The sequence below is a fragment of the Enterobacter sp. R4-368 genome, from assembly GCF_000410515.1.
In the GTDB taxonomy this organism is placed as follows: Bacteria; Pseudomonadota; Gammaproteobacteria; order Enterobacterales; family Enterobacteriaceae; genus Kosakonia.
In genome coordinates this window covers 94,323-116,007 of record NC_021492.1, presented here as the reverse complement: position 1 = coordinate 116,007, position 21,685 = coordinate 94,323, and the positions used below count along the sequence as shown (strand labels likewise).

Sequence of the window (21,685 nt, the reverse complement as noted above, 5' to 3'; positions counted from 1 at the left end):
TCTGCTTTTTTTTCCAAAGATAAAAGGAAGCCCGTTTTTGTTAAAAAAATTATAATACGGAACCAGATATTGAAGCTGGAAGGAAACCCGTCGCGAGGAGGGAAAGAAGTTCTATCCCTTACAAGGAGCAGAAGCTCACAATTATCTAACCAATCGATAGAAGCATTACTGGCACTGGAGTAGTCTATTCATTGGGCAATAGGCAAGTTGACCGGTGTATATTGCACCTGAGGTCGCAAATTCCTTTCAACTTTCGTAAAGAAGATTTCCCTGTATTGCTCACATATGACATGTAATGGAGATGTTAATGGTTATCACAAAGTTGATTATTGAGGGTTTTAAAGGCTTCAAAGACAGATTTTGCATTGATTTCAACGAGTCAGTGAACATTATCGTTGGCGACAATGAAGCGGGGAAAAGTACTATCCTTGAAGCGATTAATATGGGTTTGACTGGTTTATATGCAGGGAAACCCGTTAAGAACAATATTAGTCAATATCTATTTAATTATCAGATGGTTAATGAGTATATTGATAGTCTTTCCACCGCAGAAAAGCTGCCACCGCCAGCGCTATTCGTTGAGCTCCACTTCCAAAAAACTCCTGACACTGCTTTCCTCGAGGGAGATGGTAATTGCCTGAAATCATCCTCAGTGGGTGTTGTATTCAAAATCAATTTTAACGAGGACTATAATGCTGCCTATGAGGCACTCTTGAACGCAGGGGATATCAAAACTTTGCCTATCGAGTATTACGATATTGAGTGGAAAAGCTTCAGCAGGGAATCACTTTTATCACGTAGCATTCCCCTTAAGTCAGCATTTATCGACTCATCCTCGGCCAGAGGGAATAATGGGTCTGATGTCTATATTGGAAGAATAATCAAGGATTTATTGACTGACGATGAGGTCATTAGTGTTTCTCAGTCGCACCGTAAGATGAAAGAAACATTTATATCAGACAAGTCTATCGAGACCATCAATAAGAAAATTATTAGTGCAAGTAAGATTACCACTAAAAGCGTTACTATCTCTGTTGAACTCTCCACTCAGAAAGCTTGGGAATCAAGTCTTATTACATGTCTAGATGATATTCCGTTTAACTACATTGGAAAGGGCGAGCAAAGCATTGTGAAGACCAATTTGGCGCTTTCGCACAATAAAGCGAAAGAGTCGAATGTTATTCTAATTGAAGAGCCTGAAAATAATTTGTCTCACACAAAGCTTAATTTGCTCATCAAGACCATCAAAGACAATTGTGAAGGTAAACAGATCATCATTACTACTCACAGTAGTTTCGTTGCGAACAAGCTCGGTCTAGGCGATCTGATTTTTCTCTCAAACCGTAAAACTACTAAGCTGGCTTCGTTAACATCAAGTACGAAGGAATTTTTCGAAAAGATTGCGGGCTACGACACACTTAGAATGGTTCTGTGTAAGAAAGCGATTTTGGTTGAAGGCGATTCGGACGAGCTGGTAGTTCAGAAGGCCTATATGGATGCTAACCAAGGACGACTGCCAGTCGAGGATGGGATAGAAGTAATTTCAGTGGGAATTTCGTTTTTAAGATTCCTAGAAATAGCGACGATTATCGGCAAACCCGCCTGCGTCATAACGGACAATGATGGCGATATCGACGCAATCCAGAAAAAATACAACGTCTATATTGGTGCGAACAAAAAAGCGCATATAGATATCTGTTTTGATCCGATTGTTGATGCTGGGGTGTTGATGGTAGGTTCAAAAAAATACAATTATAATACTCTTGAGCCGAAATTACTGAAGGTTAATGGTAGACAAAATATTAATACCATTTTGGGGACCGAATATACTTCCGATGATGAATTGCGTATTTACATGCGTGCAAATAAAACAGATTGTGCATTAAAAATATTTAACTATAAAAATACACAAGCTCTCAGCATGCAGTATCCGCAGTATATTCTGGATGCGATCAAATGAATAAAGTCATAATTGCCTCAGCTGGGGCTGGTAAAAGCACCTTTGTTGTCAGTGAATCATTGAACGCGGCCAAGTTAGGTAAGCGTGTTCTAATTACTACTTTCACCGAGGCCTGTCGGGATGAAATAAAGGTCAAAATTATTAAAAAGAATGGCTATGTCCCGTCTAATTTAATTGTGATCACATGGTTTTCCTTTCTGATTAAACACTGGATAAAACCATACCAAGGGTGTTTATTTGACTATGAAATTAAAGGTATGCTCCTCTGCAGCAGTAAATCCGGTGTAAAGCCTTACAAGGTAGCGGGGAGACCCATCTACTGGGGAGAGCAAGATTTCAGGCAGCACTACTTTAGTTCTGATTTTAAGCTTTACTCCGATAAAATGGCCAAACTCTCTCTTCGCTGTGATGAGAAGTCGAGCGGAAAAGTCATCGCTCGACTGGCGTCGTGTTTTGACGAAATTTATGTGGATGAGGTTCAGGATCTTGCCGGTTATGATCTTGAAATTCTTCAGACATTGTTCAGGTCATCCATTAAAATTACGCTGGTCGGCGACCCGCGTCAGGCCACATATAGTACCGTCAATACTGAGAAAAATGCGAAGTACAAAAAAGCTGCCATTGTGAATTTCTTTGAAGACAAGACGTCTGGGGTCACTATAGATGACAAAACGTTGAATGAGAACTTCAGGTGTTTTAAAGAAATTAATGACTTTGCGAATAAACTCTATCCTGACTTTTCTCCGTCAGTTTCCAATGTTCGTAAGTTATCCGGTCATGACGGCGTATTTCTACTAGATGAGAAATTGCTGGGATACTACTTGGAAACTTTTCACCCTGTTCAACTACGCTGGGATAAGAAACGTAGAGTTGACGAAAGGTATCCAGTCTTTACTTTCGGTACATCTAAGGGTCTGACATTTGACCGTGTGATCATCTATCCTACCGAGCCCATGCTTAAATGGTTCCAGGATAATAACTCAGAGCTAACTAATGATTCACGAGCCAAGTTGTATGTCGGCTTGACCAGGCCAATTAAAAGTGTTGCGATTGTTTTTAATGGTAGCCCTGCTTTTAACTCAAATGGAATCAAAATTTACTCGGCAGGTTAATGATATTACCAACGTTTTCACAGGATTGTATTTGAGATTACTAGTGAGTTTCAGTTTAAAGGATTACAGAAAAATCCATTTTCTCATAGGCCTTTTCATCTTGGGTGCAACTGACCTAAACATTTTTTGGTTACATTTATTATCAGTATTGAAGTATCAACCTTAAGAAATTGTTCGACTGCCAATGTCTTATATCCTGTTCTGGCTTAAACATATATTCAACACTCGAACTCTTTCTGTCTCGGAGGCAATCAACGCGCCGTGCCTTCACGTTAGCCCGGCCGCTGCGGCCAGAAGGGTTCACCCTGTCGTCATGCTCACCCGTTCCCCGTCGAAGCGGTGCATTCAGCCCGCTGTCGACGGCGCGTGCGGCTTCACTGACGCCCTTCCGTTCTCCGCTTTTCTCCGGGCTGTTGTGTCGGCACGGCGCAAACGGTGCCGCATCAACGGGAGATACAGATATGCAGAAACTGACCCGCATCACACTCAGCAGCGGTGAAATGGCCATTTACCTGGACGGCTGGTACCTGACCAGCACGGAGCCGGGAGACCGGGCTGACGGCCTTGATGACATTGTCACTGGTCTGCGCCGCATACCGTGTATGACGCTGCAGGACATTGACGCGCCGTGCCCGGCGCATGAGGACTGGTGCTGGAATGATGTGGCGGACGCCGTGTTTGCCGCGCGCCAGCCTGACGCGGGGGAATGTACCGTGGCCGCACTGACTGACCGCCTGTCACGTTACCCGGCAGATGCACTCTGCTGCGGCACGTTCTGGCTGCGGGAGGATTTCCTCGCGCTCGATGCCAGCCTGACAGATGAGCAGATACGACTGGCCATGAAAGTGGCACAGAAAAATCATGACGCGAATACCGGATACAACTGGGAATACCTGCGGGGCGCAATTGAATACGTTAAAGGCTGAGTAACGGTTGCTGCCTGGCTGAAGAAAAGAGGAAAGAGAAAAAAGTGGCAGGGGACATCATCTCCTGCCGACTACTAACACTCGGTGGCACCGGAGCCCTGTGCTCTTTATACCATTAAGTATAGTCGGCGAACTGTTACAGCCATTAATCATTCATGAATATATCGACGTAACGCCATTTATTACGCACATCTTCTGCCAACAGGATAAGGCTGTCGCTGCGCTCCGCTTCTCTGCCGCCATCCGTCCTGGCGTCCGCCCGGCGGCGGGCCGGAAGTGCCGTGCCCTTACTGTAGCCGGGCTGCTTCTCAAACAAGCGAAGCTGTCGCCGGCCTGCTCACCCGGTCCCCGCCGTGCGCGGGACATTCAGTCCGCTCCGGCGGCGCGTGCGGCTTCGCGTCCGCACTTGTTTGCTCAGCTGTTCGCCCGTCTGTGTGGCGGTCACGGCACCACAGGGGTGCCCCTTCATACACAGGAGCAGAACATGTCCCGTTTCATGCAGGGTGACAGCGTGCAGCTGATGGCCACCTTTCCGGATACCAGCATCGATTTCATTCTCACTGACCCGCCGTACCTTGTCGGCTTTAAGGACCGTTCCGGGCGCTCGATCGCCAACGACGTTAACGACGAATGGGTGATGCCCGCCAGCCAGCAGATGTACCGCGTACTGAAAAATAACAGCCTGGCCGTGAGTTTTTACGGCTGGAACCGCGTGGACACCTTCATGCGGGCCTGGAAAGCGGCGGGTTTCCGCGTCGTGGGCCACCTGGTTTTCACCAAACCCTATGCCTCGAAGTCCGCCTTTGTTGGCTACCAGCACGAAAGCGCCTATGTCCTGGCAAAAGGCCGTCCGGCGCTGCCACAGAACCCGCTGCCGGACGTGATGCCCTGGGAATACACCGGCAACCGGCATCACCCGACCGAAAAACCGGTCAGCATTCTTCGCCCCCTGATTGAGAGTTTCACCCGGCCCGGTGACCTCGTGCTGGATCCGTTTGCCGGCAGCGGCTCGACCTGTGTCGCCGCCGACCAGTGCGGACGTCGCTGGATTGGTATCGAGCTGATGGCGCAGTACCACGCCGCCGCCCTGCAACGGATTGGTGAACAGCGCGCGCTGATGCATCCGGTTGCGGCGTGATGCCGCAACGCCACACGAACATTACGACACGGCGGGCGGTGGACGCCGCCCGTAAAACAGAACAGAAAAGAGAGACAATCATGCTGTACGGAACCCGTAAGGAACTGAATAAAAAACTGAAACGCGCCTTTGGCGATACGGAAAAATTTGCCCTGCTGGTCTGGACCCGCGAAACCGTTACGGGCGCGGCGGAGGACATGACGGAGCAGGAAGCCGACCACATCCTGGCAGAGATTGGCGGGGCCGGCAGCGGCGACCACGCGGAAGAGGGGATTTCCTTCGGCACGGTGCTGGAACTGCTGGCCGGGCTGCGGGCGGCGCCGGCGATGGTCAGCGTGCCGGCCGCACTGCTGGAACGGGTGAGCGACTGGGCTGAGCGCTGTCTGAATGAGCAGGATGCGATCGCCTGGCAGGCCGGCGGGGACACGCCGGAGACGGTGGCGCGGGGACTTGCCGCCCTGAATGCCCTTAAACAATTCACGAAAGCCTGAGCGCGGGGAGAGACACCATGAACGGACAGACCCCTGAGACGGCAGCGGGTAGTGAACTGATGGCGGATGTGGCCGCCATCGATGATGCGCTGACGGCGATCTTCCTGCGCATCCATACGATGCGCCAGCGCTGGCCGCGCGACAGTGACCGTGCTGAAACCCGGCTTGCCATGCTGGCCGTGGAGGACATTCACGACACCCTGCATGACGCTTCACGACGTGTTGCGCGGCTGCGGCGTTGCCTGAGTCTTTGAGGGGAGCTATGCGGGGTGGTTATTTTGTGACCACCCTGATTTTTTTCGCTGCCACCGGTGCCGCGCGGTTTTTATCCACAGGGTTATGCCCGCATTGTGCAGTTGCGCTGTGGAAAAGGATGTTGCTGCGCGCCGCTGTCTTTCCGCCGGCGGCGGGGAAGGGTAGAAAACCCGGCCCGTGCGGTCTGCGGCCGGTGCCGTGACTTCACTTTAGCCCGGCCGCTGCGTGTTCAAGAGATCGCAAGCTCGCCTCCTCCCCCGTTCGCACTCGCCTCACCGCGCTTACTCCCGTCGCGCCTCCGCTCATGCTTCGCGTCACCGCCGTGCGTAATCCCGCCTCGCGCTCGCTTGCGCTGCGGCCTCGTCGTCGCTCCTGAACACTCCGCTTTCCGCCGGGCTGTCATTCAGTCACGGCACCGGCCGTATCGGTATTCACCCTTAACAGCGGAGATTTATATGCACACGTCCACCCCTGACTTTCAGCCCGCCCGTATTCTGGACGGTTACGTCAAACTGCGGTTCCTGCCAGCTCTGTTTGGTCATGATTTCATCTGCGCCGAAAACAACGTTTACAACTATGCCGCTCAGTATCTCGAAGGCTATGACGGCGGGGTGTGGGACTACGCCGTAATTCCGGAGGGCGGCGGTTTTATGAAACCCGAAGGTGAGGAACGCTGGCATTTCAGTAATTCGCAAAATTTCGCCGATCTGACCCTGAGCAGTGAAGCGGCGGGGATTGTCATCACCGCCCTGGTGCTGAACCACCGGAGCTGGATGTATGACCGCCACGACGAGGAAGAACTGTGCCGCCTGTACTGCCGCCGCCACCACCAGTTAATGGCGTATGCCGAATACCACCCGGAAGCCGCCGCCATTTTCCGCGCCCTTGACTGAACAACACCGGGGCGGCGCTGCCGCCCCCTGACAGGAGACAAACACATGTACGGAACCGTTAACGCGCTGTGCGCGAAACTGACTGAAAAATACACCCCGGACGAGCCGCTGGCGCTGATTGTCTGGACAAAAGAGGACGTGCTGGCCTGTCTGGATGAGTACGGCGTGACGGGGGACATGGCCGCCCGGATTGTCGGCCTGATTGCCGGGCTGGACGGTGTCCATGAATGCGGCGTGGGGCTGGATACCCTGACTTGCCTGCTGGAAAATCTGCGCGAGGAGGAGGCCCGGCAGCGTGAGATTTCCGTTCCGGCCGCCGCGCTGGAAAACGTGATGGCGCTGGCGGGGGAATTCCTGCGCATGGAAGAGATACAGGGCGGGGAGGGGGCGGCGCAGCGTCTTTACCCGGTTGAGTCCGGTGCACTGCGGACACTGCGCGAAACCCTGGGACGATAACACACGGGCAGGGACGCCCGGAGCCGGTCTGTGGCCGCCTGAAAACCCTGCCGCTGCGCGGCGGTGCGGAAAACCCCGCGCCGCTGGCGCGGCCTTCCTCCGCACCTTCCCCGACGGTTTGATGCAGTATTTCGCTGTTCTGTTGCAGATACTGACCGGATTTTGGCTGTTTTCCGGCGTGCTGATGCGTGGATGGCGTTTTTTATGCAGTAAAAGCCAGACAGGCAGCCGGGACATGGCCCCCTCCGGCTCCCCGTCCGTTCCGGCCGGGTCGTCAAGCCACACTCCGCTAACCCGCCGGCAGGCCGCCGGGCAAGCTCCGCCGAACCCGCGTTGCGGTTTCGGGCTGTTCGCTAGTGTCTGAGGGCTGAAGGTCAACGGCCCGCTTGCTGCGACCGTGCCGGTCGCGCCGCATCCACCGCCCCGGCGCTGCTAGGGCTTTAATGGCGACCCGGCGGTGTGACGCTGCCGGGTCGGGTGTGTGCATTCTGTCCGTCCGGCGATGTCCGTCTCCCCGGTCGTCCCCTGCGGAGGGCTTTTCGTAGCACCGTTCGCCCGTAAAACACCAGGGTGAAGTGCACGCGCAGGCGCGCCCTGGTCTTTTCCGTTCGCCCGTCGCTCCTCTGCCCTTCGCCGCAGGGGAACTCACCGGGGAGATGGAATAACCATCACCAGAAGGGGAAAAGCAGAATGCACACACACAACGTCAACGTCAAAACCGCCACAGAAGAATCTTCCGGGAAGATGGGGGGAAAAGACACGTCTCAGGAAAATGCCCGCCTGGCGCGGATCCTGATCAGAAAACTGAACCGGTTGCAGGACGGGATCACCGTCTTTACGGCCTCTGCGTCAGCAGAAGGCGATGTGCAGGTCGAAATCCGTCGCTTTGGCGTCCTGGTGTGGCATGCCTGGTCATTTGAACCGGATTTTTTAACCCGTCTCGAAGCGAACCTGCTGAGCGTTCAGCAGAACTGAAACCCGATCACCACAGGAGAAATACGATGAAACCGTCCCTTACTGCCACAAAAAACGCGGTCGGACAGTCCGCCGATATGCTGCCGCTGCTGCGTATCCGTCTGCCGGATAACTGGACTGCCGAGTTTGACAATGTGGACACCCGTTTTAACGACTGCTGCAACTGGCAGGTGATGAACGGCTCAGAGCGCGTCCTGTTCAGCACCCGCATGTACCAGCGTTTTTCCGATATGAAGTCCGGTGTGATTGCCACCGTGGATGTCTGTGAGGGGCGTCCTTCTGAGTCAGACAAACGCCAGGCGGAAGCCGGAAAGAGGTTACTGGCGGTGCTGGACAAATACCCGTCCTTTGCCGCGCTGGCGAAACACCCGGATCGCCTTAACTGATTAAGCGCCGTAACCGGAGGGCAATCCGGCTACGGCATCACCACCACCGTAACGATGAGGAAACAATAATGGCTGACACCCATACTACGGCGAAACCCGCCACCAAATCCAGCCGCAGTAAAAAAGTGAGCGCGGACGTGCTCGCCGCCGAAGAAGCACTGCGTCTGGCTCCGGTAGGCTACGCCCCTTTCTCCCGCTTTGTGGAGTCTGAATTCAACGCCCGCATCATTAAACACACCGACGAGGAAATTGCCGCCTATGCCGCGTCAATTAAGGCACTGGGGATCCTGCATAACCTGATTGTGGTCGAAAACGACGATGGCACCCTGGGTGTGGTGTGCGGCAACGGACGCAGACGCGGAACCGGACTGCTGGTTGAGCAGGGCATGATCGGAGCCGGTGACCCGTTTATCCCTTACAAAGTCATCCCGAAAGAACTGGCGCGCGCGGCCTCCCTTGCGGAAGACAGCCATAAAGCCATGCACCCGGCAGAGCAGATCATCGGTTTTCGCGCAATGGCCGCAGATGGCAGCACCCCGGCGCAGATTGGCGACCTTTTCGGCTTTTCTCCCCGCCACGTCCAGCGCATCCTCAGCCTGGCAAACCTCGCCCCGGCGTTACTGGACGAACTGACCAACGACCGCATTACCCTGGAACTGTGTCAGGTGATGACACTTGAACACGATCAGACCCGTCAGCTTGAAATCTGGAACAAAGCCAGAGAGACGTTCGGCAGCGGCATGCCGTATGTGTCATGGCTGAAATCGCAGATCAGCAATATCAAAATCAATACGGACTCCGCCCTGTTCCGCTTTGTGGGTGAGGAAGCCTATCTGGCAGCGGGGGGGATTATCGATCGCGACCTGTTCAGCAATGAGGGGGAGGGCTTTGCTGACCGTCTCCTGACCGAACGGCTGCTGCGCGAAAAACTGGCGGCGGAGGCTGAGCGTCTGAAACAGGAAGAGGGCTGGGCATGGTGTGACAGCCGGATGGACGAATTACGGGAAGATGCGGAATGGCGGCTGCCGGAACCGGAACTGACGGCGGAAGAAGAGGCAGCAATCCGGAAACTGCTGGATCAGATCGAGGTGTGTGAGACGGAGGATGATGAAAACAGCCTCCAGCAGCAGATCGAGGACACTGAAGAAGCTGCTGTGATGCGCATGTTCACGCCTGAATTTAAGGCAGCGCACGGTGTGATTGTGTCTTTTGGGTTCGATGGTTACTACGTTCAGCGCGGCGTGAAACATGTGGACGCCACGGAGGACAGCGGCAACGACACTGACGATGCCGCGACAGAGAGCCGGTTGCCGGAAACCGCCGGAAAAACCCTCGCATACACTTCAACCCGCACCCGGATCGAGGCGGATAAGTACTCTGAAAAACTGGTTAAGGCCATGTCGTCAGAACGTACCCTGGCGGTACAGGGCGCACTGGCCGCAAAGCCTGACATTGCCATTGCCCTGCTGGTCTGGACGCTGTGTCGCGAGGTCTTTGATGCCAGACACAATCACCTGGTCAGTCTGCCACTGGATATCACCCTGCGTCAGCAATGGGGACTGACAACGGATGCCCCGTCCGGCGAAAAAGGGGAGGGGGTCACCACGCTGCGGAACATGAAACGCACCCTGAAAGCAGAACTGCCGCCGGAGTGGGATAAAGATTTCACCTGGCTGCTGACCTGGCCGGTAGACCGCATTCATGCCCTGCTCGGCTTCTGCATCGCCACGGGTATCAGTGGTCAGCAGGGTCGGGAAATGGGTTACACCCGCGCCAGCAAGCTGGACAACCTTGAAGCCGCGATGGGCTTCGACCTGCGCGACTGGTGGCAGCCGACCGCTGAGAACTATTTCGGCAGGATCAGCAAAGACCAGATTGGGGATGCGCTGGCCGAAGCCGGGTGCGAAGACCGCGCCCGTGAAGCGCTGAAACTGAAAAAAACAGAGGCCGCCTTACTGGCCGAAAAAACGGTGGCCGAAACCCGCTGGATTCCGGGCTGGATGAAACGCCCGGAACCGGCGGCTCAGCAGGACACCGCTGACGCCCGCAACATCACTCACACTGACCACGCCGCATAAACAGGAGACGGTTGCCCCTTGCGGGGCAACCGGGAGAAAACTATGAAAAAATACACTCTCGCTGCACTGAATGGCATGTTCCCGGCAGATCTTGAAAGCGTGCGGGAAAGCGGAGACGAAGAACGCCGCCAGTTGAGCGACGCGGTGACCGGTCTGGTTGCGCTGCCAGCGGGCTGGCGCGTGAATGCCGAATACCGGGGAGAATTTGGTGGTCAGTTTCCCGTGCAGCTTCGTTACGCCCCGGACGGGGACAGTAACTGGTTTCTCTGCCTGTGCAGCCCCGGCGAAATGCTGCCGTCATGGACACTGTTCCTGCTTGCCCGCGACGCCAGACTGATAAGAATACTGCACCAGTCTGCGGCACTCTGCCCGGATGTGATCGGTGGTCTGCTGGCGCAGGTTGCCGGTATGCACCGGTTTAACTGTTCGTCCGGCACGATTTCTGAACTGCTGAATGCGGAGGTGGTGTCATGATCCCCGCCAGTCACACCCTTGTTACCCTCAGTCCCGCACGGCAGGCCGCCCTTCAGGCCATTGCGGAGGTGGAGCAACGCCGTGAGGAACGTAAACGCCTGTCTGACGATCACCCGGTGACACGGGCATTTCTGCGCCGTCTGACAGGCCAGAGCCGGCTCACGCACCGCACGGCAAGGCTCATTCCGGGGCTGGCATGGGATCCGTCCTTTACACTCTGGACACTCAGAAAGCTGGAAAATGCGCTGGAACGGCTTCTGGTGAGTCAGGGGGAACACTGTTTTTCGCCCCTGTCGGAGGCGGTGCAGGAGTGTCTGTTCCCGGACGTGGTCTGGCGGAACACCTCCCGCGCGGAAAAACGCGCGAAACTGCGCTGGCACAAGGTACAGCGGCAGGAAGACAAACGCCACTGCCATGAGGCCATGCTGCATCAGAGTCTGGTCGCGCGCGCGCGGGTGGATCTGAATTTTCAGTCGCCGGAATCGGTGGGGGCATGGTATTCGCGCTGGTCGGACGAACTGCACGAATACGAACTGGCATCGATGTTCTGGCAGTGGCGCAGGCGCTTTCCCTCGCTGGCGGAGCTACGGTGGTACGAGGACTGTGGCGATCCCCTGTGGGTGGTGCTCTCCATTCTTCGGGACATGGTGAACGAGCAGCCAGACGGCTTGCGTGCTGCTGATCGCTGGCGCGTACCGGACAAGCTGAGCCACTCAGAAGGGAGATACACAAATGCTGACTAAAACGCTGACCCTTGCTGACAGAGAAGCGCTGGATATGATGCCTGCCGGCTGGTTTATCCTCCGGGATGTACCTGCCCTGCTTAACAGACCTGCCTGGAGGCTTCAACGCCTGGTCAGTGCGGGAGTTGTGCTATCCCGCATTCGTGGCACGTATCCCGGTTATGTCATGGAGTACCGGGTGTTAAGCGCTGACGAGGTACCCGTTGAGACACGATAACGTCAGGCCATGCCCGTTCTGCGGATGCAATGTTATCCGGGTTCGTCGGTTGTCAGGGTATTTCCGGGCATCATGCTGCGGTTGCGTGGTCACTGCATCCTTTCAGGAAAGTGAACAGGAAGCGGTTAACCGCTGGAACCGGAGAGTCAACGACACACACGAATCGGGAGCAATCGGCCATGAAAAGGTATGAAAAATCAGCAAAACTGACTGTCTGAGCCTGGTGGGAATGGTGCGGGTTGCGGTATAATGGCGGTGGCGCTTGAGGCTTTTTGCCTCATGATGTTCAGGTGGTTTGTCGCCTTGTTGTGAGGCAGAAAGAAGAAAGCCCCGAAGGTAATTGAAGTTTTATCCAATAACCAACGAGGCCGTCTGTATGCTGATCACACTCAGATTAGCCTCTTACCCGCCGAAAGGCAAGGAGAAGCAGGCTATGAAGCTGACACCCAACTCTTTCATATGGTGCGTTCTGATAGTGTGTCTCACACTGCTGATATTCACCTGGCTGACGCGAAAATCGCTCTGCGAAATTCGCTACAGAGACGGAAGCAGGGAGGTGGCCGCTTTAATGGCTTACGAATCCGGTAAGTAGCAACCTGGAGGCGGGGGAAACCCCGCCTTTTCAGGGCTGATGTGGTCCGGCATGGCCGAAAGCGCCTTTACAAGGGGCTGTCAGTGTCCGCTGGCAGCCCCCTTTTTCTTTCCGGTGCGACCGCACGCATGAACACCCGGAAGGGCTGTTCCCCTCCGGGGAACGGGGGAAGGGCGGATGCGCCTGCGGCGCCCCCGCTTTATTCCCTTCGCCTTCCCGTCCGCTCCTCATACATCTCCGGTGTCTCCAGCTGCTCGATGGCCAGCAGAATCCCCGTGTGGTGCTTTTCTGTTTCCACCATGATTTGCCAGTAAAGGCGTTTAAGCTGGTACACCAGCTGCGCCCGGTCTGTTTCTGCACCGTTGCTGGCCAGCATCAGGCAGCACTGGCCCACTATCCTGCATATTTCGTCGTAAAAGGCTTCTTCTGCATCACCTTCGGTTTCATCTTCTGACATGAGAGCGCTCCCGGCTGTGCGTTTTTTGCTCACCGGCAGCATACATCACAACAACACCATAAACACCACAGCTCTGGCCCCCTCCGGCTCCCCGTCCGTGCCGGCCGGGTCGTCGAGCCACACTCCGCTAACCCGGCGGCAGGCCGCCGGCTAAGCTCCGCCGAACCCGCGCTGCGGTTTCGGGCTGTTCGCTAGTGTCTGAGGGCTGACGTCAACGGCCCTCTTGCTGCGACCGTGCCGGTCGCGCCGCTGTCACCGCCCCGGCGCTGCCGGGGCTTTAATGGCGACCCGGCGGTGTGACGCTGCCGGGTCGGGTGTGTGCATTCTGTCCGTCCGGCGATGTCCGTCTCCCCGGTCGTCCCCTGCGGAGGGCTTTTCGTAGCACCGTTCGCCCGTAAAACACCAGGGTGAAGTGCACGCGCAGGCGCGCCCTGGTCTTTTCCGTTCGCCCGTCGCTCCTCTGCCCTTCGCCGCAGGGGAACTCACCGGGGAGATGGATTAACCATCACCAGAAGGGGAAAAGCAGAATGCACACACGAAACGTCAACGTCAAAACCGCCACAGAAGAATCTTCCAGGAAGATGGGTGAAAAAGACACGCCCCTGACTGACGCGCAGACCCTCGACGTCTTTAACTGGATTTTCGCCGTAACGGCTGACATGCCTGGTACGCAATGCCATGACTTCACCCCGCCCGCAGGCGCGGAAGAAATCAACGTATTTTTCGATGATGTTCCGGATTACTACACCGTCTGGATTTTAAATAAATGGCCGGTTGCTGCGGCCATGCCACTCGATTCTTTATTTCGTGTTTTACCTGACGCATTATTTTGAGGAGATAATTATGACCCGTTTATCCACCCGTTATGCCGCACCGACTTTTATGCGTAATACCCGCCCGCTGACCAATGATGAGCTTTTGCGCGTCGTTCCCAGCGCTTTTTCGGTTGAAAAACACGAGTCACGCTCAGAACGGTACACGTATATTCCGACCATTACACTGCTGGATAAATTACGGAATGAAGGGTTCCAGCCATTTTATGCGAGTCAGTCCCGTGTGCGCGATCCGGAACGCCGGGAATATACCAAACACATGATCCGCCTGCGTCGTGGAAATAATATGAGCGGAAAAGAGGTTCCGGAAATTGTCCTGCTGAACAGCCATGATGGCAGCAGCAGTTATAAAATGATCCCCGGTATTTTTCGGCAGGTCTGCACTAATGGTCTGGTGTGCTGGAAATCCTTCGGGGAAATTAATGTGCCCCATAAAGGGGATATTGTTTCGCAGGTTATTGAGGGCGCTTATGAAGTGCTGGGCGTGTTCGATAAAGTCACTGATAACATGGAGCAGATGAAAAGCATTCAGCTTAACAGCCCGGAACGGAAGCTGCTCGGACAGATGGCGCTGGATTATAAATACGGTGAAGGGAAAGCGCCGGTAACCGCTGAAAAAATTATCCAGCCGCGCGCGTGGTATGACAGGGAAACAGATTTATGGACATCATTTAATATCGTGCAGGAGAATCTCGTCAAAGGCGGGATCACCGGCCGCACCGCAAAAGGGAAAAGAACAACCACGCGACCCGTTACCGGCATTGATGGAGACATCAAACTGAATCAGGCGCTCTGGAAAATGGCTGAAGAGTTCGCGAAATTAAAAAGCTGAATGAAAAAGCCCCGGATCCCGGGGCTTTTTTTTATTCATTAACCGGGCGCGCTGGCGGCAATGACATTGCCGCCATGTCAGTTTCATCCTTTCCGGTACGCTGCGAAAGAATATCCTTTCTTGCCAGCAGAATGCGGTAAATGTTTTTAATCGAATCGGCATACGCCCGGCGCTGTTTCAGCAGTTTTATACCGGGGCCGGTATTATATATTCCAACACTGTCCCAGTTTTTCCCGTAAGACCTGAAATTTCGTGCAAGTACCCATGCACCGCTGTAAACACATATGCATGGATCATTGAGTAAGTCCGAACGTGTAATATTGAATTTACGCAAAGACTTATAATGAGAACTGTTTACCTGCATCCCGCAGACATCCTCAGAACCATCATTATTAGCTTTATTCACTGCATCGGCTTTAAGACGGCTCTCTTTAATCGAAATTGACATAAGCAGTAATGGATCAATGTTATAATCCCGCCCGGCCTTATCAAAACACATCTGGGGAGCCGCGCTGCATGACATTGTTACGCAGAGCAGTAGTAATCCGATTTTATTCATAAATCACGCCTTTGCTTTTAAATCGCGCATAGTGCTTCAGGAGATGCGCTTTAAAAAATACCTCCGCCGATCATTTAAATCAATAGAGACTCTTACAAACGCGCAGAGGGCGCTTCTGTGACGCATTTAAGTGCGATCCTGAATAACAATTAGATCCTCTTACACGTTATTTTTTTCCGCTCTTTACTGAACATATAAAACATGACACCCCACGCAAGACTTCGTCTTGCAGTTTTTGTTTTTGAAATCAGGTGGTTATCCTGTAAAAATTGTGCCGATTCTGGAATAAAATCAAAAACATCACACAATGCGACACTATATTGTGCGACATATGTGTTACCTGTTAGTGTTGGTTTGTCGCAGGTATATCGCACAGTTGTGGATATTCTCTTAAATCAGTAAACTGCATATCACACAGTGTCACACTGTCGCACAAATATCGCACATAGCTACTACTGTATAAGCCAGATTTAATACATTCAGCGTAAAAGCCCACTCCGACCGGGGCCGGGTTTTTGCCACAAAAAACAGCCGGGTAGTGTCGGTTCCGACACCAGTTAAAAACAGGATTTAATATGGGAAGAGTGGGTATTTACCTGAAGGACAAAATAGAGCGTGAAGTACGTGATATTGTCCAGATGGATTTACAGAATGGTGCCAATCCTTCTGAAGCAAACATATCAGCAACCTGCAATGAACTTATCAGACTTGGACTTCTGGTCTACAAGAAAAATGACAGCGACGGCAATAACTTTAATCTGGAAGGTTTCCGGCGCGACCTGATTAAAAAAGTTGCCGGCTCGCGCGAGGGAATGATGATTCTTACCGCGCTGATTTCGGAAATATATGTTGAACTGAAAGGGGACAGGGCACCGCTGAGCCTGGAGGATATGATTAATAACAATATTTCCGCGATAAATACCGCTGAGAACATGGCGGAAACACAGCACTTCCTGGTTGCAGAAGAATAACCCCTGTGGCCGGCGAAAACACCGGCCATCACTCACATCATCACTCTGGTTTATTCCACGGAAGCGGGACTTCTTCCGTTTCCGCAATTTTCTCCCGCAGATACCACTCAAAAGCCATACAGAGCACTTTCAGCGCCTGCGCATCTTCATTCTGGTCAAGAATGCGCTCCGTAAAATAACCCAGAGAATTCATCAGCCTTGTCAGCATTTCATCGTTAAGACTCCGTTTGTGTACCCGCGCCATAATTCTGATTTCGCTCGCGAGATTCTCTGGGATTCGCATGCTGTACCCTGATGTTTTACCCGGAATAAGCACGCGCTCACCTTCCCGCCACATCCAGACCATCTCAGAACGCCCGCCCGGATTTACCGGATGGACAGAAATTTCCCTGCCTGCAGAAAATATATCTTCCAGCCATTCTTCAAATTTTACCGCCAGAGAAATTAACTTTTCCCCGTCAGCCGTTTTTATTACCGGCACATGTGGCTGATAATTCAGGGACATTAACAGGCGCGCAATAATTTCGTCGTTAACACTTCGCTCGCCAATTCGTGCGCAAACCCGTAATTCCATTAACAGGTTATCCGGTGCACGCAGCCGCCACTCTACTGTTTCGCCCGCACTGAACTTCCGTGGACGGCCGCGATGGCTCCACATTTTCTCTTTTACTTTCATTGGTATAGATCCCAGACAACGCAGGCGTCGTACCTGCATGACTTAGGGTATGTTCTACCATCACTCGGATAATTCCTATTATTGTCGAAAAGTGTGATGATGCTCACAGTTTTTTTTTTTTAGGGTCATGAGACACTAATGCCCGCGTAAACAACCACTTACGCAAACCATTTTTGTTTACATCCGGAGAAACAAGCATGTTCAAGCAGGACAATGCCCTTAATGTCAGAAAGGGATGGGCGGTAGCGTCTTTATTTCGCAAGGCCCAGGAATATATTCAGTTCCGGCAGTTTTTAAAAAACGGAGGATTAATTTTAATTTCGCTCATGGTGAGCCATTATGCGATGGCAAGCGGGGGTGATTTACTGGCACCTCAGGATGCAACCGTAACCGGTACTTTTGGTCACGGGTCTTCGCTGGAAAAATATTTCTATTTCGCGGAAATCTTCGCTGCTTTATTCCTCTACGTTAAAGCACGCTCCCCGATGGTCTTTCTTGGCCTCGTTATGGTACTTATCTTTACCCGTATGGGTTTTCAGCTGGCAGGTTAATCATGAGTGGGGAAGAAGATAAATATTACTTCCCGGAAACTCTAAACCACCAGTCCCGATACTTCGGGCTCCCCCTCGACGAACTCATTATTATTGCTCCCCTTACGTTTTTAGGTGTCGCATTCAATATGTCGACCGCCCTGGGGATAGTTTCGGGTGTGCTCTGGTGGATAGTCAGATATCTGAAAAAAGGGCAGGGGTCGTACTGGTTACTGAATTTCTGTTACTGGCACCTCCCCACCTTTATTTTCAGGGTGACTTTCAGGTTAATTCCTGAATCCAGTTTCCGGCACTGGAGGGCGTGAACGCGTGAAATTAGATATCAAGCGTAACCGGGATAAATATCTCCGCTACGCATTCATCGGGATGGCTGGGTACTGCATTGCAGCCACCCTCGGCAACATACTGAGCGGTTCTCTGGCGTGGCATTTTGCCACTCAGCAGAAAACCATCACCACGCCCATGATTTTCAACCAGCCATTCAGTTCTGACGCGTCGTCGGCTGACTCTTCAGCCATGACAATGTTCGCACTCTCTTTTCTGTATATGCGGCTTAACGTCAGTCCGGAAAACATCGATGTTCAGCAAAAAATGCTTCTCGGGTATGTTCCGGCGGAAAGCCGGAACGCACTCAAGAAAGCCCTCGATGTGGAAGCTGACCGGATAAAAAAAGGAGGCATTACCTGGCGGTACGACACCCGCACCCTGCGCATGGTGAAACCCGGCGTGATTGACGCAGATGTCGTTCTCCACCCCTCAACCACCAACGGCAATATCACCACCGACCTGAAGGAGCAGGCCAGAACCTACCAGCTCCGGATGAGTTATGAGAACGGCATTATCAGACTGCTTGATATGACCGAACTCGTGCCGGCCACCACTAACTGAATCAGGACTGCCAATGAAAATACGTTTTTCACCGGCAGCTGCTGCTGTGTTACTGGCAACGGGATTGTTCACGGGCGGCCTTCGGGCCGCCATCATTCCCGGCGCCACACCTTTTGAGAATGACGCATCCTTTACCGTCACCCTCAGTAACACCAACCCCAACAAAATCGTCATTGACGGGGAAATGGTGACCAGCATCAGCGGGCCGCAAGGGGCTTACGACAAGAAACCAACCGATGACGGAGCACTGATTCTGTCTCCTCTGGTTGGACAGAACTTCACGGTGTTTATCGAAACCTCCAGGGGTGCGGCGCTGAGCCTGAACGTTCAGCCGAAACCGGGACCCGGGCGCACGCTGCGCTACACCCCGGTAAGCACCCTCAGAGTCAAAAATGACGATGCGAAAGTCTGGGAAGAAGGCCAGAGCTACGAGAAAACGCTCGTCAGTCTGTCGCGCAGTATCGCGCAGGGCGACGTCCCGGAGGGATATCAGGATATCCCGGTCAGCCGCCTGCCGGCTTACACGCCGTCCGTTACCGTGCAGCTGACGCCGGAGCGCCAGCTGGTCGGCACTCACCTGCGCATTGTGCGTTTCCGTATGAAAAACACCGGCGTGGTCACCACACAGCTGCGTGAGCGTGACTTCTGGCGCAAAGGGGTACGCGCCGTGATGCTGTCGCAGAATCAGCTGTATGCGAACGGGGAAGGGTATGTGTGGGTGGTGTTCTCCACAGACGGAGAACCTCATCCATGAACATCAATGTGAAGACCCGACGCACACAGATTGCCATCCTGGTCGGCGTACTGATAGCGGCCGGCGTGACAACCGCCGCTGTCATCACCTTCGGTAACGAAGGTCACGGCAGCCAGCATAAACCACAGCAGAACGCACCGGCACCCAACATGACCGGTGTTATCGGTCCTGCCTTTGACGAACAGGTTCAGCAGTCTGCCCTGACACAACAGCAGGCCAAAACCTCCGCTATGGAAGCGCAGCTTAAGGAGCTGGCACAGGCAGTTGCGCAGAACAAAGTCGATTTTACCTCTCAGTTGCAGAAAAAGGACGCCGAGATTCAGCGCCTGAATGAGCAGCTGACGAAGCAGCCGGGTGCCACCGGCAGCAACGGACAACCCACCGGACCGCAGACACCACCTGCTTCTCCGGACGGCACACCACTGCCGGGTCCGGTTGCTGCCGGTCAGGCCAGACCCCCTCAGTACACTGTCACCCCGGTGAACGGCGCGCCATCCGCCATTGGCGCAGCCGTAAATCAGGGCGCCGGGTTTTATCCCGGCGGCAGTGGTAATCGCATGACTGCGGGTATCGACAAAACCACCTTTAACTACGACAGCCTGAAAAAGAAACCCACTAAGCTGCCCTGGATATCCTCCGGCTCCTTCTCTGACGCCGTCATGATTGAAGGTGCTGACGCCAACGCCAGCGTCACCGGGCAGCAGAACAGCCGGCCAGTGACAATCCGCCTTCAGGGCAAAACCACCATGCCGAACAACCGGCAGTATGACCTGGACGGTTGCTTCATCGTGGGGGAAATCTGGGGCGACATCTCCAGTGAACGCGGTGAGGTCCGGACAAAGACCATCAGCTGCAACCTGAAAAACGGCAAGGATATCGACATGGAGTTTGAAGGCCATGTCAGCTTCCAGGGCAAGGGCGGCATCAAAGGCACACCGGTGATGCGTAACGGCAAAATCATCGGCTATGCCGGCGCAGCCGGTCTGTTATCCGGGTTCGGCGAGGGCATTAAATCCGCCGCCACGCCGTCCGTGGGTCTGGGGGCGACGGCGAACGTCAGTGCCGGTGATGTCTTCGGGCAGGGTATCGGCGGGGGAGCCAGCAAAGCGGCTGACACGCTGAGCCAGTACTGGATTAAGCGCGCTGAGCAGTATCACCCCATCATCGACATTGGTGCGGGTAACAAGGTCACCGTAGTGTTCCAGAAAGGCTTCCAGCTCGAAACCCGCCAGGACAGCGAGGAAGAGAAGGCGAAAGCGGCGGCGAAGAACGCCGGCGAAACCGCGAAGAATGCTGTCGCAGGCAGTAACACACCGGTCGCCAGCACCTCCTCAACGTCTTCTGTCGGCAACATCGATCCGGATGAAGTGCTGCGCCAGGCAAAAGGGCTGCAGCTCGGCGACACCATTAACTGAGGCGCTGCTCATGGATAATGACCCTAATGCTGAAATACTCAGACAGATACGCAGGGATATTAACCGGTGGAAGGGCGGAAGCCTGCCACCGGAAACCGCGCGATTCGCGCTTATCCTTCTGACACCCTCTGTCCCCGCGTTCTTCATCGTGTTGTTTATACCTGCACCGATGCTTGTGCAGTGGCTGTGCTTTGCAGCGGTGTACATCCCGTCCGGGTTTCTGGCCAGCCATTTTTCAGGGGCTCTTCCGAAAACATGGGGTGAGGCTGTCGATGCACGACTCTGCGAGTACAAGCCGCAAAACCAGATGGCATGGGAAGCACTACAGAACGCAGCCCGCGAGAAAGGGAAGCTCGATGTGGATGACCTGGAGCGCTGGTATGCACTCGAGGCCATGACTGTCTCCCCGCAGAAAAAGGAACCGCTTCGCTTTTTGAATCATCAACCGGAGACGAAAGAAAAGGAGCCCCTGAAATGAGCCGTTATGCAACGAACAACCTGTTACTCGTCGTGCTGGCCGTGTTTGTTTCTCTGGGGCTCTCAACCAGTACCATTTCAGACGAAGCCGTGCAGAAGGGCTTCTCCACCACGGGAATCAACCGGACAGGAGAGAGGGGATATTACTCATGATGGACGGTATCAGTAAAAGAATCAGCTCAACACTGGAGTGGATCTGGTTACCCGTTGTTATCTTTATCACGAGTCTGTCGGTGGAAGCCTGGTTGATACAGACGGGCGCCACGGAAAGTACCTGGGGGGTCTGGCGATTTTTTTTGCTTCTGGCGCTGCTCATTCTTTCGTATATCACTTACTTTCTGAATACATCGTCCAGGGACGCGGCTGTCGAAGCTGCATGCGTTACAGCAGGTCCGTGGGGCTTTTATCTTCTCGCCACGCTGCTGTATGACTTTTTCCGGTGGGAATTCGTCCTCCTGCCCGTATCCTGCTTTGAACTGGCCTTTATGTTGACTTATATCATGCCCGCTTTCGCAGGGTTTATCGCCTGGGATGCGCGCAACCGTTAGTTTCACCACCTTTCAGTAAATCTCTAAA

The 21,685-nt window shown here is 53.7% G+C and carries 29 protein-coding genes and 1 pseudogene; 27 read left to right on the top strand and 3 right to left on the bottom strand.

Going from position 1 to position 21,685, the window contains the following annotated elements:
- Window positions 1–307: 307 nt before the first annotated feature.
- From H650_RS24135 to H650_RS24060, 16 genes and pseudogenes are all read left to right on the top strand, one after another.
- The gene (locus tag H650_RS24135) at window positions 308–1,960 is read left to right on the top strand and encodes an ATP-dependent nuclease (protein ID WP_016495629.1); all 1,653 of its coding nucleotides are present in this window, start codon (window positions 308–310) and stop codon (window positions 1,958–1,960) included.
- Window positions 1,957–3,072 (top strand): UvrD-helicase domain-containing protein, encoded by a 1,116-nt coding sequence (locus H650_RS24130; RefSeq protein WP_016495628.1) that lies wholly within the window; start codon window positions 1,957–1,959, stop codon window positions 3,070–3,072. The genes H650_RS24135 and H650_RS24130 overlap by 4 nt, the downstream gene beginning before the upstream one ends.
- A gap of 461 nt (window positions 3,073–3,533) precedes the next feature.
- The gene (locus H650_RS26050; RefSeq protein WP_016495627.1) at window positions 3,534–3,998 is read left to right on the top strand and encodes a hypothetical protein; all 465 of its coding nucleotides are present in this window, start codon (window positions 3,534–3,536) and stop codon (window positions 3,996–3,998) included.
- Window positions 3,999–4,482: 484 nt separating this feature from the next.
- A complete protein-coding gene (locus tag H650_RS24120) occupies window positions 4,483–5,136 on the top strand; it encodes a DNA methyltransferase (RefSeq protein WP_016495625.1) in 654 nt (217 codons plus the stop codon).
- Window positions 5,136–5,627, top strand: a complete 492-nt coding sequence (locus H650_RS24115; protein ID WP_238328411.1) for a DUF1380 family protein — start codon at window positions 5,136–5,138, stop codon at window positions 5,625–5,627. Before H650_RS24120 ends, H650_RS24115 begins: the two co-directional genes overlap by 1 nt.
- Before the next feature lie 17 nt (window positions 5,628–5,644).
- Window positions 5,645–5,881: a hypothetical protein gene (locus tag H650_RS24110; RefSeq protein WP_016495623.1), complete on the top strand. Its 237-nt coding sequence runs from the start codon at window positions 5,645–5,647 to the stop codon at window positions 5,879–5,881.
- A gap of 456 nt (window positions 5,882–6,337) precedes the next feature.
- The gene (locus H650_RS24100; protein ID WP_016495621.1) at window positions 6,338–6,775 is read left to right on the top strand and encodes an antirestriction protein; all 438 of its coding nucleotides are present in this window, start codon (window positions 6,338–6,340) and stop codon (window positions 6,773–6,775) included.
- Window positions 6,776–6,820: 45 nt separating this feature from the next.
- Entirely contained in the window at window positions 6,821–7,231 is a 411-nt protein-coding gene (locus H650_RS24095) for a DUF1380 family protein (protein ID WP_016495620.1), read from the top strand.
- Between the two features lie 690 nt (window positions 7,232–7,921).
- On the top strand, window positions 7,922–8,206 hold the full coding sequence (locus tag H650_RS24090; RefSeq protein ID WP_016495619.1) for a hypothetical protein: 285 nt from the start codon (window positions 7,922–7,924) through the stop codon (window positions 8,204–8,206).
- 26 nt (window positions 8,207–8,232) lie between these two features.
- Window positions 8,233–8,592, top strand: coding sequence for a hypothetical protein (locus H650_RS24085; RefSeq protein WP_016495618.1), 360 nt, complete (start codon window positions 8,233–8,235; stop codon window positions 8,590–8,592).
- Window positions 8,593–8,660: 68 nt separating this feature from the next.
- A complete protein-coding gene (locus H650_RS24080) occupies window positions 8,661–10,670 on the top strand; it encodes a ParB/RepB/Spo0J family partition protein (protein ID WP_016495617.1) in 2,010 nt (669 codons plus the stop codon).
- Between the two features lie 42 nt (window positions 10,671–10,712).
- The gene (psiB, locus tag H650_RS24075) at window positions 10,713–11,144 is read left to right on the top strand and encodes a conjugation system SOS inhibitor PsiB (RefSeq protein WP_016495616.1); all 432 of its coding nucleotides are present in this window, start codon (window positions 10,713–10,715) and stop codon (window positions 11,142–11,144) included.
- Window positions 11,141–11,887, top strand: a complete 747-nt coding sequence (locus H650_RS24070) for a plasmid SOS inhibition protein A (RefSeq protein WP_016495615.1) — start codon at window positions 11,141–11,143, stop codon at window positions 11,885–11,887. Before psiB ends, H650_RS24070 begins: the two co-directional genes overlap by 4 nt.
- Window positions 11,888–12,090: 203 nt before the next feature.
- Window positions 12,091–12,297, top strand: a complete 207-nt coding sequence (locus H650_RS25080) for a Lar family restriction alleviation protein (RefSeq protein ID WP_071925303.1) — start codon at window positions 12,091–12,093, stop codon at window positions 12,295–12,297.
- Between the two features lie 146 nt (window positions 12,298–12,443).
- Window positions 12,444–12,629 (top strand): annotated as a pseudogene (locus H650_RS26045) (DUF5431 family protein); the annotation flags it as partial.
- Window positions 12,574–12,696 carry a type I toxin-antitoxin system Hok/Gef family toxin gene (locus H650_RS24060; RefSeq protein ID WP_286141489.1) on the top strand — a complete coding sequence of 41 codons (123 nt, stop codon included), beginning with the start codon at window positions 12,574–12,576 and terminating at the stop codon, window positions 12,694–12,696. The pseudogene H650_RS26045 and the gene H650_RS24060, both read left to right, overlap by 56 nt.
- A 199-nt stretch (window positions 12,697–12,895) precedes the next feature.
- Here H650_RS24060 and H650_RS24055 read toward each other — a convergent pair whose 3' ends face one another.
- Window positions 12,896–13,153, bottom strand: a complete 258-nt coding sequence (locus H650_RS24055; RefSeq protein WP_016495612.1) for a DUF2767 family protein — start codon at window positions 13,151–13,153, stop codon at window positions 12,896–12,898.
- A 527-nt stretch (window positions 13,154–13,680) separates the two neighbouring features.
- Here H650_RS24055 and H650_RS24050 point away from each other — a divergent pair.
- On the top strand, window positions 13,681–13,986 hold the full coding sequence (locus tag H650_RS24050) for a hypothetical protein (RefSeq protein ID WP_044489863.1): 306 nt from the start codon (window positions 13,681–13,683) through the stop codon (window positions 13,984–13,986).
- 10 nt (window positions 13,987–13,996) lie between these two features.
- Window positions 13,997–14,818, top strand: coding sequence for a DUF932 domain-containing protein (locus H650_RS24045; RefSeq protein ID WP_016495610.1), 822 nt, complete (start codon window positions 13,997–13,999; stop codon window positions 14,816–14,818).
- A 31-nt stretch (window positions 14,819–14,849) separates the two neighbouring features.
- On the opposite strand, the gene H650_RS24040 is transcribed toward H650_RS24045, so the two are convergent.
- Window positions 14,850–15,377 carry a lytic transglycosylase domain-containing protein gene (locus H650_RS24040; RefSeq protein ID WP_016495609.1) on the bottom strand — a complete coding sequence of 176 codons (528 nt, stop codon included), beginning with the start codon at window positions 15,375–15,377 and terminating at the stop codon, window positions 14,850–14,852.
- A gap of 575 nt (window positions 15,378–15,952) precedes the next feature.
- Here H650_RS24040 and H650_RS24035 point away from each other — a divergent pair.
- Window positions 15,953–16,348: a relaxosome protein TraM gene (locus H650_RS24035; protein WP_016495608.1), complete on the top strand. Its 396-nt coding sequence runs from the start codon at window positions 15,953–15,955 to the stop codon at window positions 16,346–16,348.
- A gap of 40 nt (window positions 16,349–16,388) precedes the next feature.
- Here the strand turns inward: H650_RS24035 and H650_RS24030 are convergent, their stop codons facing one another.
- Window positions 16,389–17,024: an Arc family DNA-binding protein gene (locus H650_RS24030; RefSeq protein WP_016495607.1), complete on the bottom strand. Its 636-nt coding sequence runs from the start codon at window positions 17,022–17,024 to the stop codon at window positions 16,389–16,391.
- A 197-nt stretch (window positions 17,025–17,221) separates the two neighbouring features.
- Here H650_RS24030 and H650_RS24025 point away from each other — a divergent pair, with 197 nt between their 5' ends.
- The 8 genes from H650_RS24025 to H650_RS23995 are packed head-to-tail and all read left to right on the top strand — an operon-like array spanning window position 17,222 to window position 21,657.
- Window positions 17,222–17,575: a type IV conjugative transfer system pilin TraA gene (locus tag H650_RS24025; protein WP_016495606.1), complete on the top strand. Its 354-nt coding sequence runs from the start codon at window positions 17,222–17,224 to the stop codon at window positions 17,573–17,575.
- Window positions 17,576–17,577: 2 nt separating this feature from the next.
- A complete protein-coding gene (gene traL / locus H650_RS24020) occupies window positions 17,578–17,880 on the top strand; it encodes a type IV conjugative transfer system protein TraL (protein ID WP_016495605.1) in 303 nt (100 codons plus the stop codon).
- Between the two features lie 4 nt (window positions 17,881–17,884).
- Window positions 17,885–18,463, top strand: a complete 579-nt coding sequence (locus tag H650_RS24015; RefSeq protein ID WP_016495604.1) for a TraE/TraK family type IV conjugative transfer system protein — start codon at window positions 17,885–17,887, stop codon at window positions 18,461–18,463.
- Window positions 18,464–18,476: 13 nt separating this feature from the next.
- Window positions 18,477–19,217 (top strand): type-F conjugative transfer system secretin TraK, encoded by a 741-nt coding sequence (traK, locus tag H650_RS24010; protein ID WP_016495603.1) that lies wholly within the window; start codon window positions 18,477–18,479, stop codon window positions 19,215–19,217.
- A complete protein-coding gene (gene traB, locus H650_RS24005) occupies window positions 19,214–20,632 on the top strand; it encodes an F-type conjugal transfer pilus assembly protein TraB (RefSeq protein ID WP_016495602.1) in 1,419 nt (472 codons plus the stop codon). Before traK ends, traB begins: the two co-directional genes overlap by 4 nt.
- 10 nt (window positions 20,633–20,642) lie before the next feature.
- On the top strand, window positions 20,643–21,110 hold the full coding sequence (locus tag H650_RS24000; protein WP_016495601.1) for a hypothetical protein: 468 nt from the start codon (window positions 20,643–20,645) through the stop codon (window positions 21,108–21,110).
- The gene (locus H650_RS25835; RefSeq protein WP_016495600.1) at window positions 21,107–21,262 is read left to right on the top strand and encodes a hypothetical protein; all 156 of its coding nucleotides are present in this window, start codon (window positions 21,107–21,109) and stop codon (window positions 21,260–21,262) included. The genes H650_RS24000 and H650_RS25835 overlap by 4 nt, the downstream gene beginning before the upstream one ends.
- Entirely contained in the window at window positions 21,259–21,657 is a 399-nt protein-coding gene (locus tag H650_RS23995; RefSeq protein ID WP_016495599.1) for a hypothetical protein, read from the top strand. Before H650_RS25835 ends, H650_RS23995 begins: the two co-directional genes overlap by 4 nt.
- Window positions 21,658–21,685: the final 28 nt, after the last annotated feature.

Excerpts from the sequence above, each read along its gene's own strand:
- H650_RS24135 (WP_016495629.1), top strand. The coding sequence starts at position 308 with ATGGTTATCACAAAGTTGATTATTGAGGGTTTTAAAGGCTTCAAAGAC.
- H650_RS24130 (WP_016495628.1), top strand. The coding sequence starts at position 1,957 with ATGAATAAAGTCATAATTGCCTCAGCTGGGGCTGGTAAAAGCACCTTT.
- H650_RS26050 (WP_016495627.1), top strand. The coding sequence starts at position 3,534 with ATGCAGAAACTGACCCGCATCACACTCAGCAGCGGTGAAATGGCCATT.
- H650_RS24120 (WP_016495625.1), top strand. The coding sequence starts at position 4,483 with ATGTCCCGTTTCATGCAGGGTGACAGCGTGCAGCTGATGGCCACCTTT.
- H650_RS24115 (WP_238328411.1), top strand. The coding sequence starts at position 5,136 with ATGCCGCAACGCCACACGAACATTACGACACGGCGGGCGGTGGACGCC.
- H650_RS24110 (WP_016495623.1), top strand. The coding sequence starts at position 5,645 with ATGAACGGACAGACCCCTGAGACGGCAGCGGGTAGTGAACTGATGGCG.
- H650_RS24100 (WP_016495621.1), top strand. The coding sequence starts at position 6,338 with ATGCACACGTCCACCCCTGACTTTCAGCCCGCCCGTATTCTGGACGGT.
- H650_RS24095 (WP_016495620.1), top strand. The coding sequence starts at position 6,821 with ATGTACGGAACCGTTAACGCGCTGTGCGCGAAACTGACTGAAAAATAC.
- H650_RS24090 (WP_016495619.1), top strand. The coding sequence starts at position 7,922 with ATGCACACACACAACGTCAACGTCAAAACCGCCACAGAAGAATCTTCC.
- H650_RS24085 (WP_016495618.1), top strand. The coding sequence starts at position 8,233 with ATGAAACCGTCCCTTACTGCCACAAAAAACGCGGTCGGACAGTCCGCC.
- H650_RS24080 (WP_016495617.1), top strand. The coding sequence starts at position 8,661 with ATGGCTGACACCCATACTACGGCGAAACCCGCCACCAAATCCAGCCGC.
- psiB (WP_016495616.1), top strand. The coding sequence starts at position 10,713 with ATGAAAAAATACACTCTCGCTGCACTGAATGGCATGTTCCCGGCAGAT.
- H650_RS24070 (WP_016495615.1), top strand. The coding sequence starts at position 11,141 with ATGATCCCCGCCAGTCACACCCTTGTTACCCTCAGTCCCGCACGGCAG.
- H650_RS24055 (WP_016495612.1), bottom strand. The coding sequence starts at position 13,153 with ATGTCAGAAGATGAAACCGAAGGTGATGCAGAAGAAGCCTTTTACGAC.
- H650_RS24050 (WP_044489863.1), top strand. The coding sequence starts at position 13,681 with ATGCACACACGAAACGTCAACGTCAAAACCGCCACAGAAGAATCTTCC.
- H650_RS24045 (WP_016495610.1), top strand. The coding sequence starts at position 13,997 with ATGACCCGTTTATCCACCCGTTATGCCGCACCGACTTTTATGCGTAAT.
- H650_RS24040 (WP_016495609.1), bottom strand. The coding sequence starts at position 15,377 with ATGAATAAAATCGGATTACTACTGCTCTGCGTAACAATGTCATGCAGC.
- H650_RS24035 (WP_016495608.1), top strand. The coding sequence starts at position 15,953 with ATGGGAAGAGTGGGTATTTACCTGAAGGACAAAATAGAGCGTGAAGTA.
- H650_RS24030 (WP_016495607.1), bottom strand. The coding sequence starts at position 17,024 with ATGAAAGTAAAAGAGAAAATGTGGAGCCATCGCGGCCGTCCACGGAAG.
- H650_RS24025 (WP_016495606.1), top strand. The coding sequence starts at position 17,222 with ATGTTCAAGCAGGACAATGCCCTTAATGTCAGAAAGGGATGGGCGGTA.
- traL (WP_016495605.1), top strand. The coding sequence starts at position 17,578 with ATGAGTGGGGAAGAAGATAAATATTACTTCCCGGAAACTCTAAACCAC.
- traK (WP_016495603.1), top strand. The coding sequence starts at position 18,477 with ATGAAAATACGTTTTTCACCGGCAGCTGCTGCTGTGTTACTGGCAACG.
- traB (WP_016495602.1), top strand. The coding sequence starts at position 19,214 with ATGAACATCAATGTGAAGACCCGACGCACACAGATTGCCATCCTGGTC.
- H650_RS24000 (WP_016495601.1), top strand. The coding sequence starts at position 20,643 with ATGGATAATGACCCTAATGCTGAAATACTCAGACAGATACGCAGGGAT.
- H650_RS25835 (WP_016495600.1), top strand. The coding sequence starts at position 21,107 with ATGAGCCGTTATGCAACGAACAACCTGTTACTCGTCGTGCTGGCCGTG.
- H650_RS23995 (WP_016495599.1), top strand. The coding sequence starts at position 21,259 with ATGATGGACGGTATCAGTAAAAGAATCAGCTCAACACTGGAGTGGATC.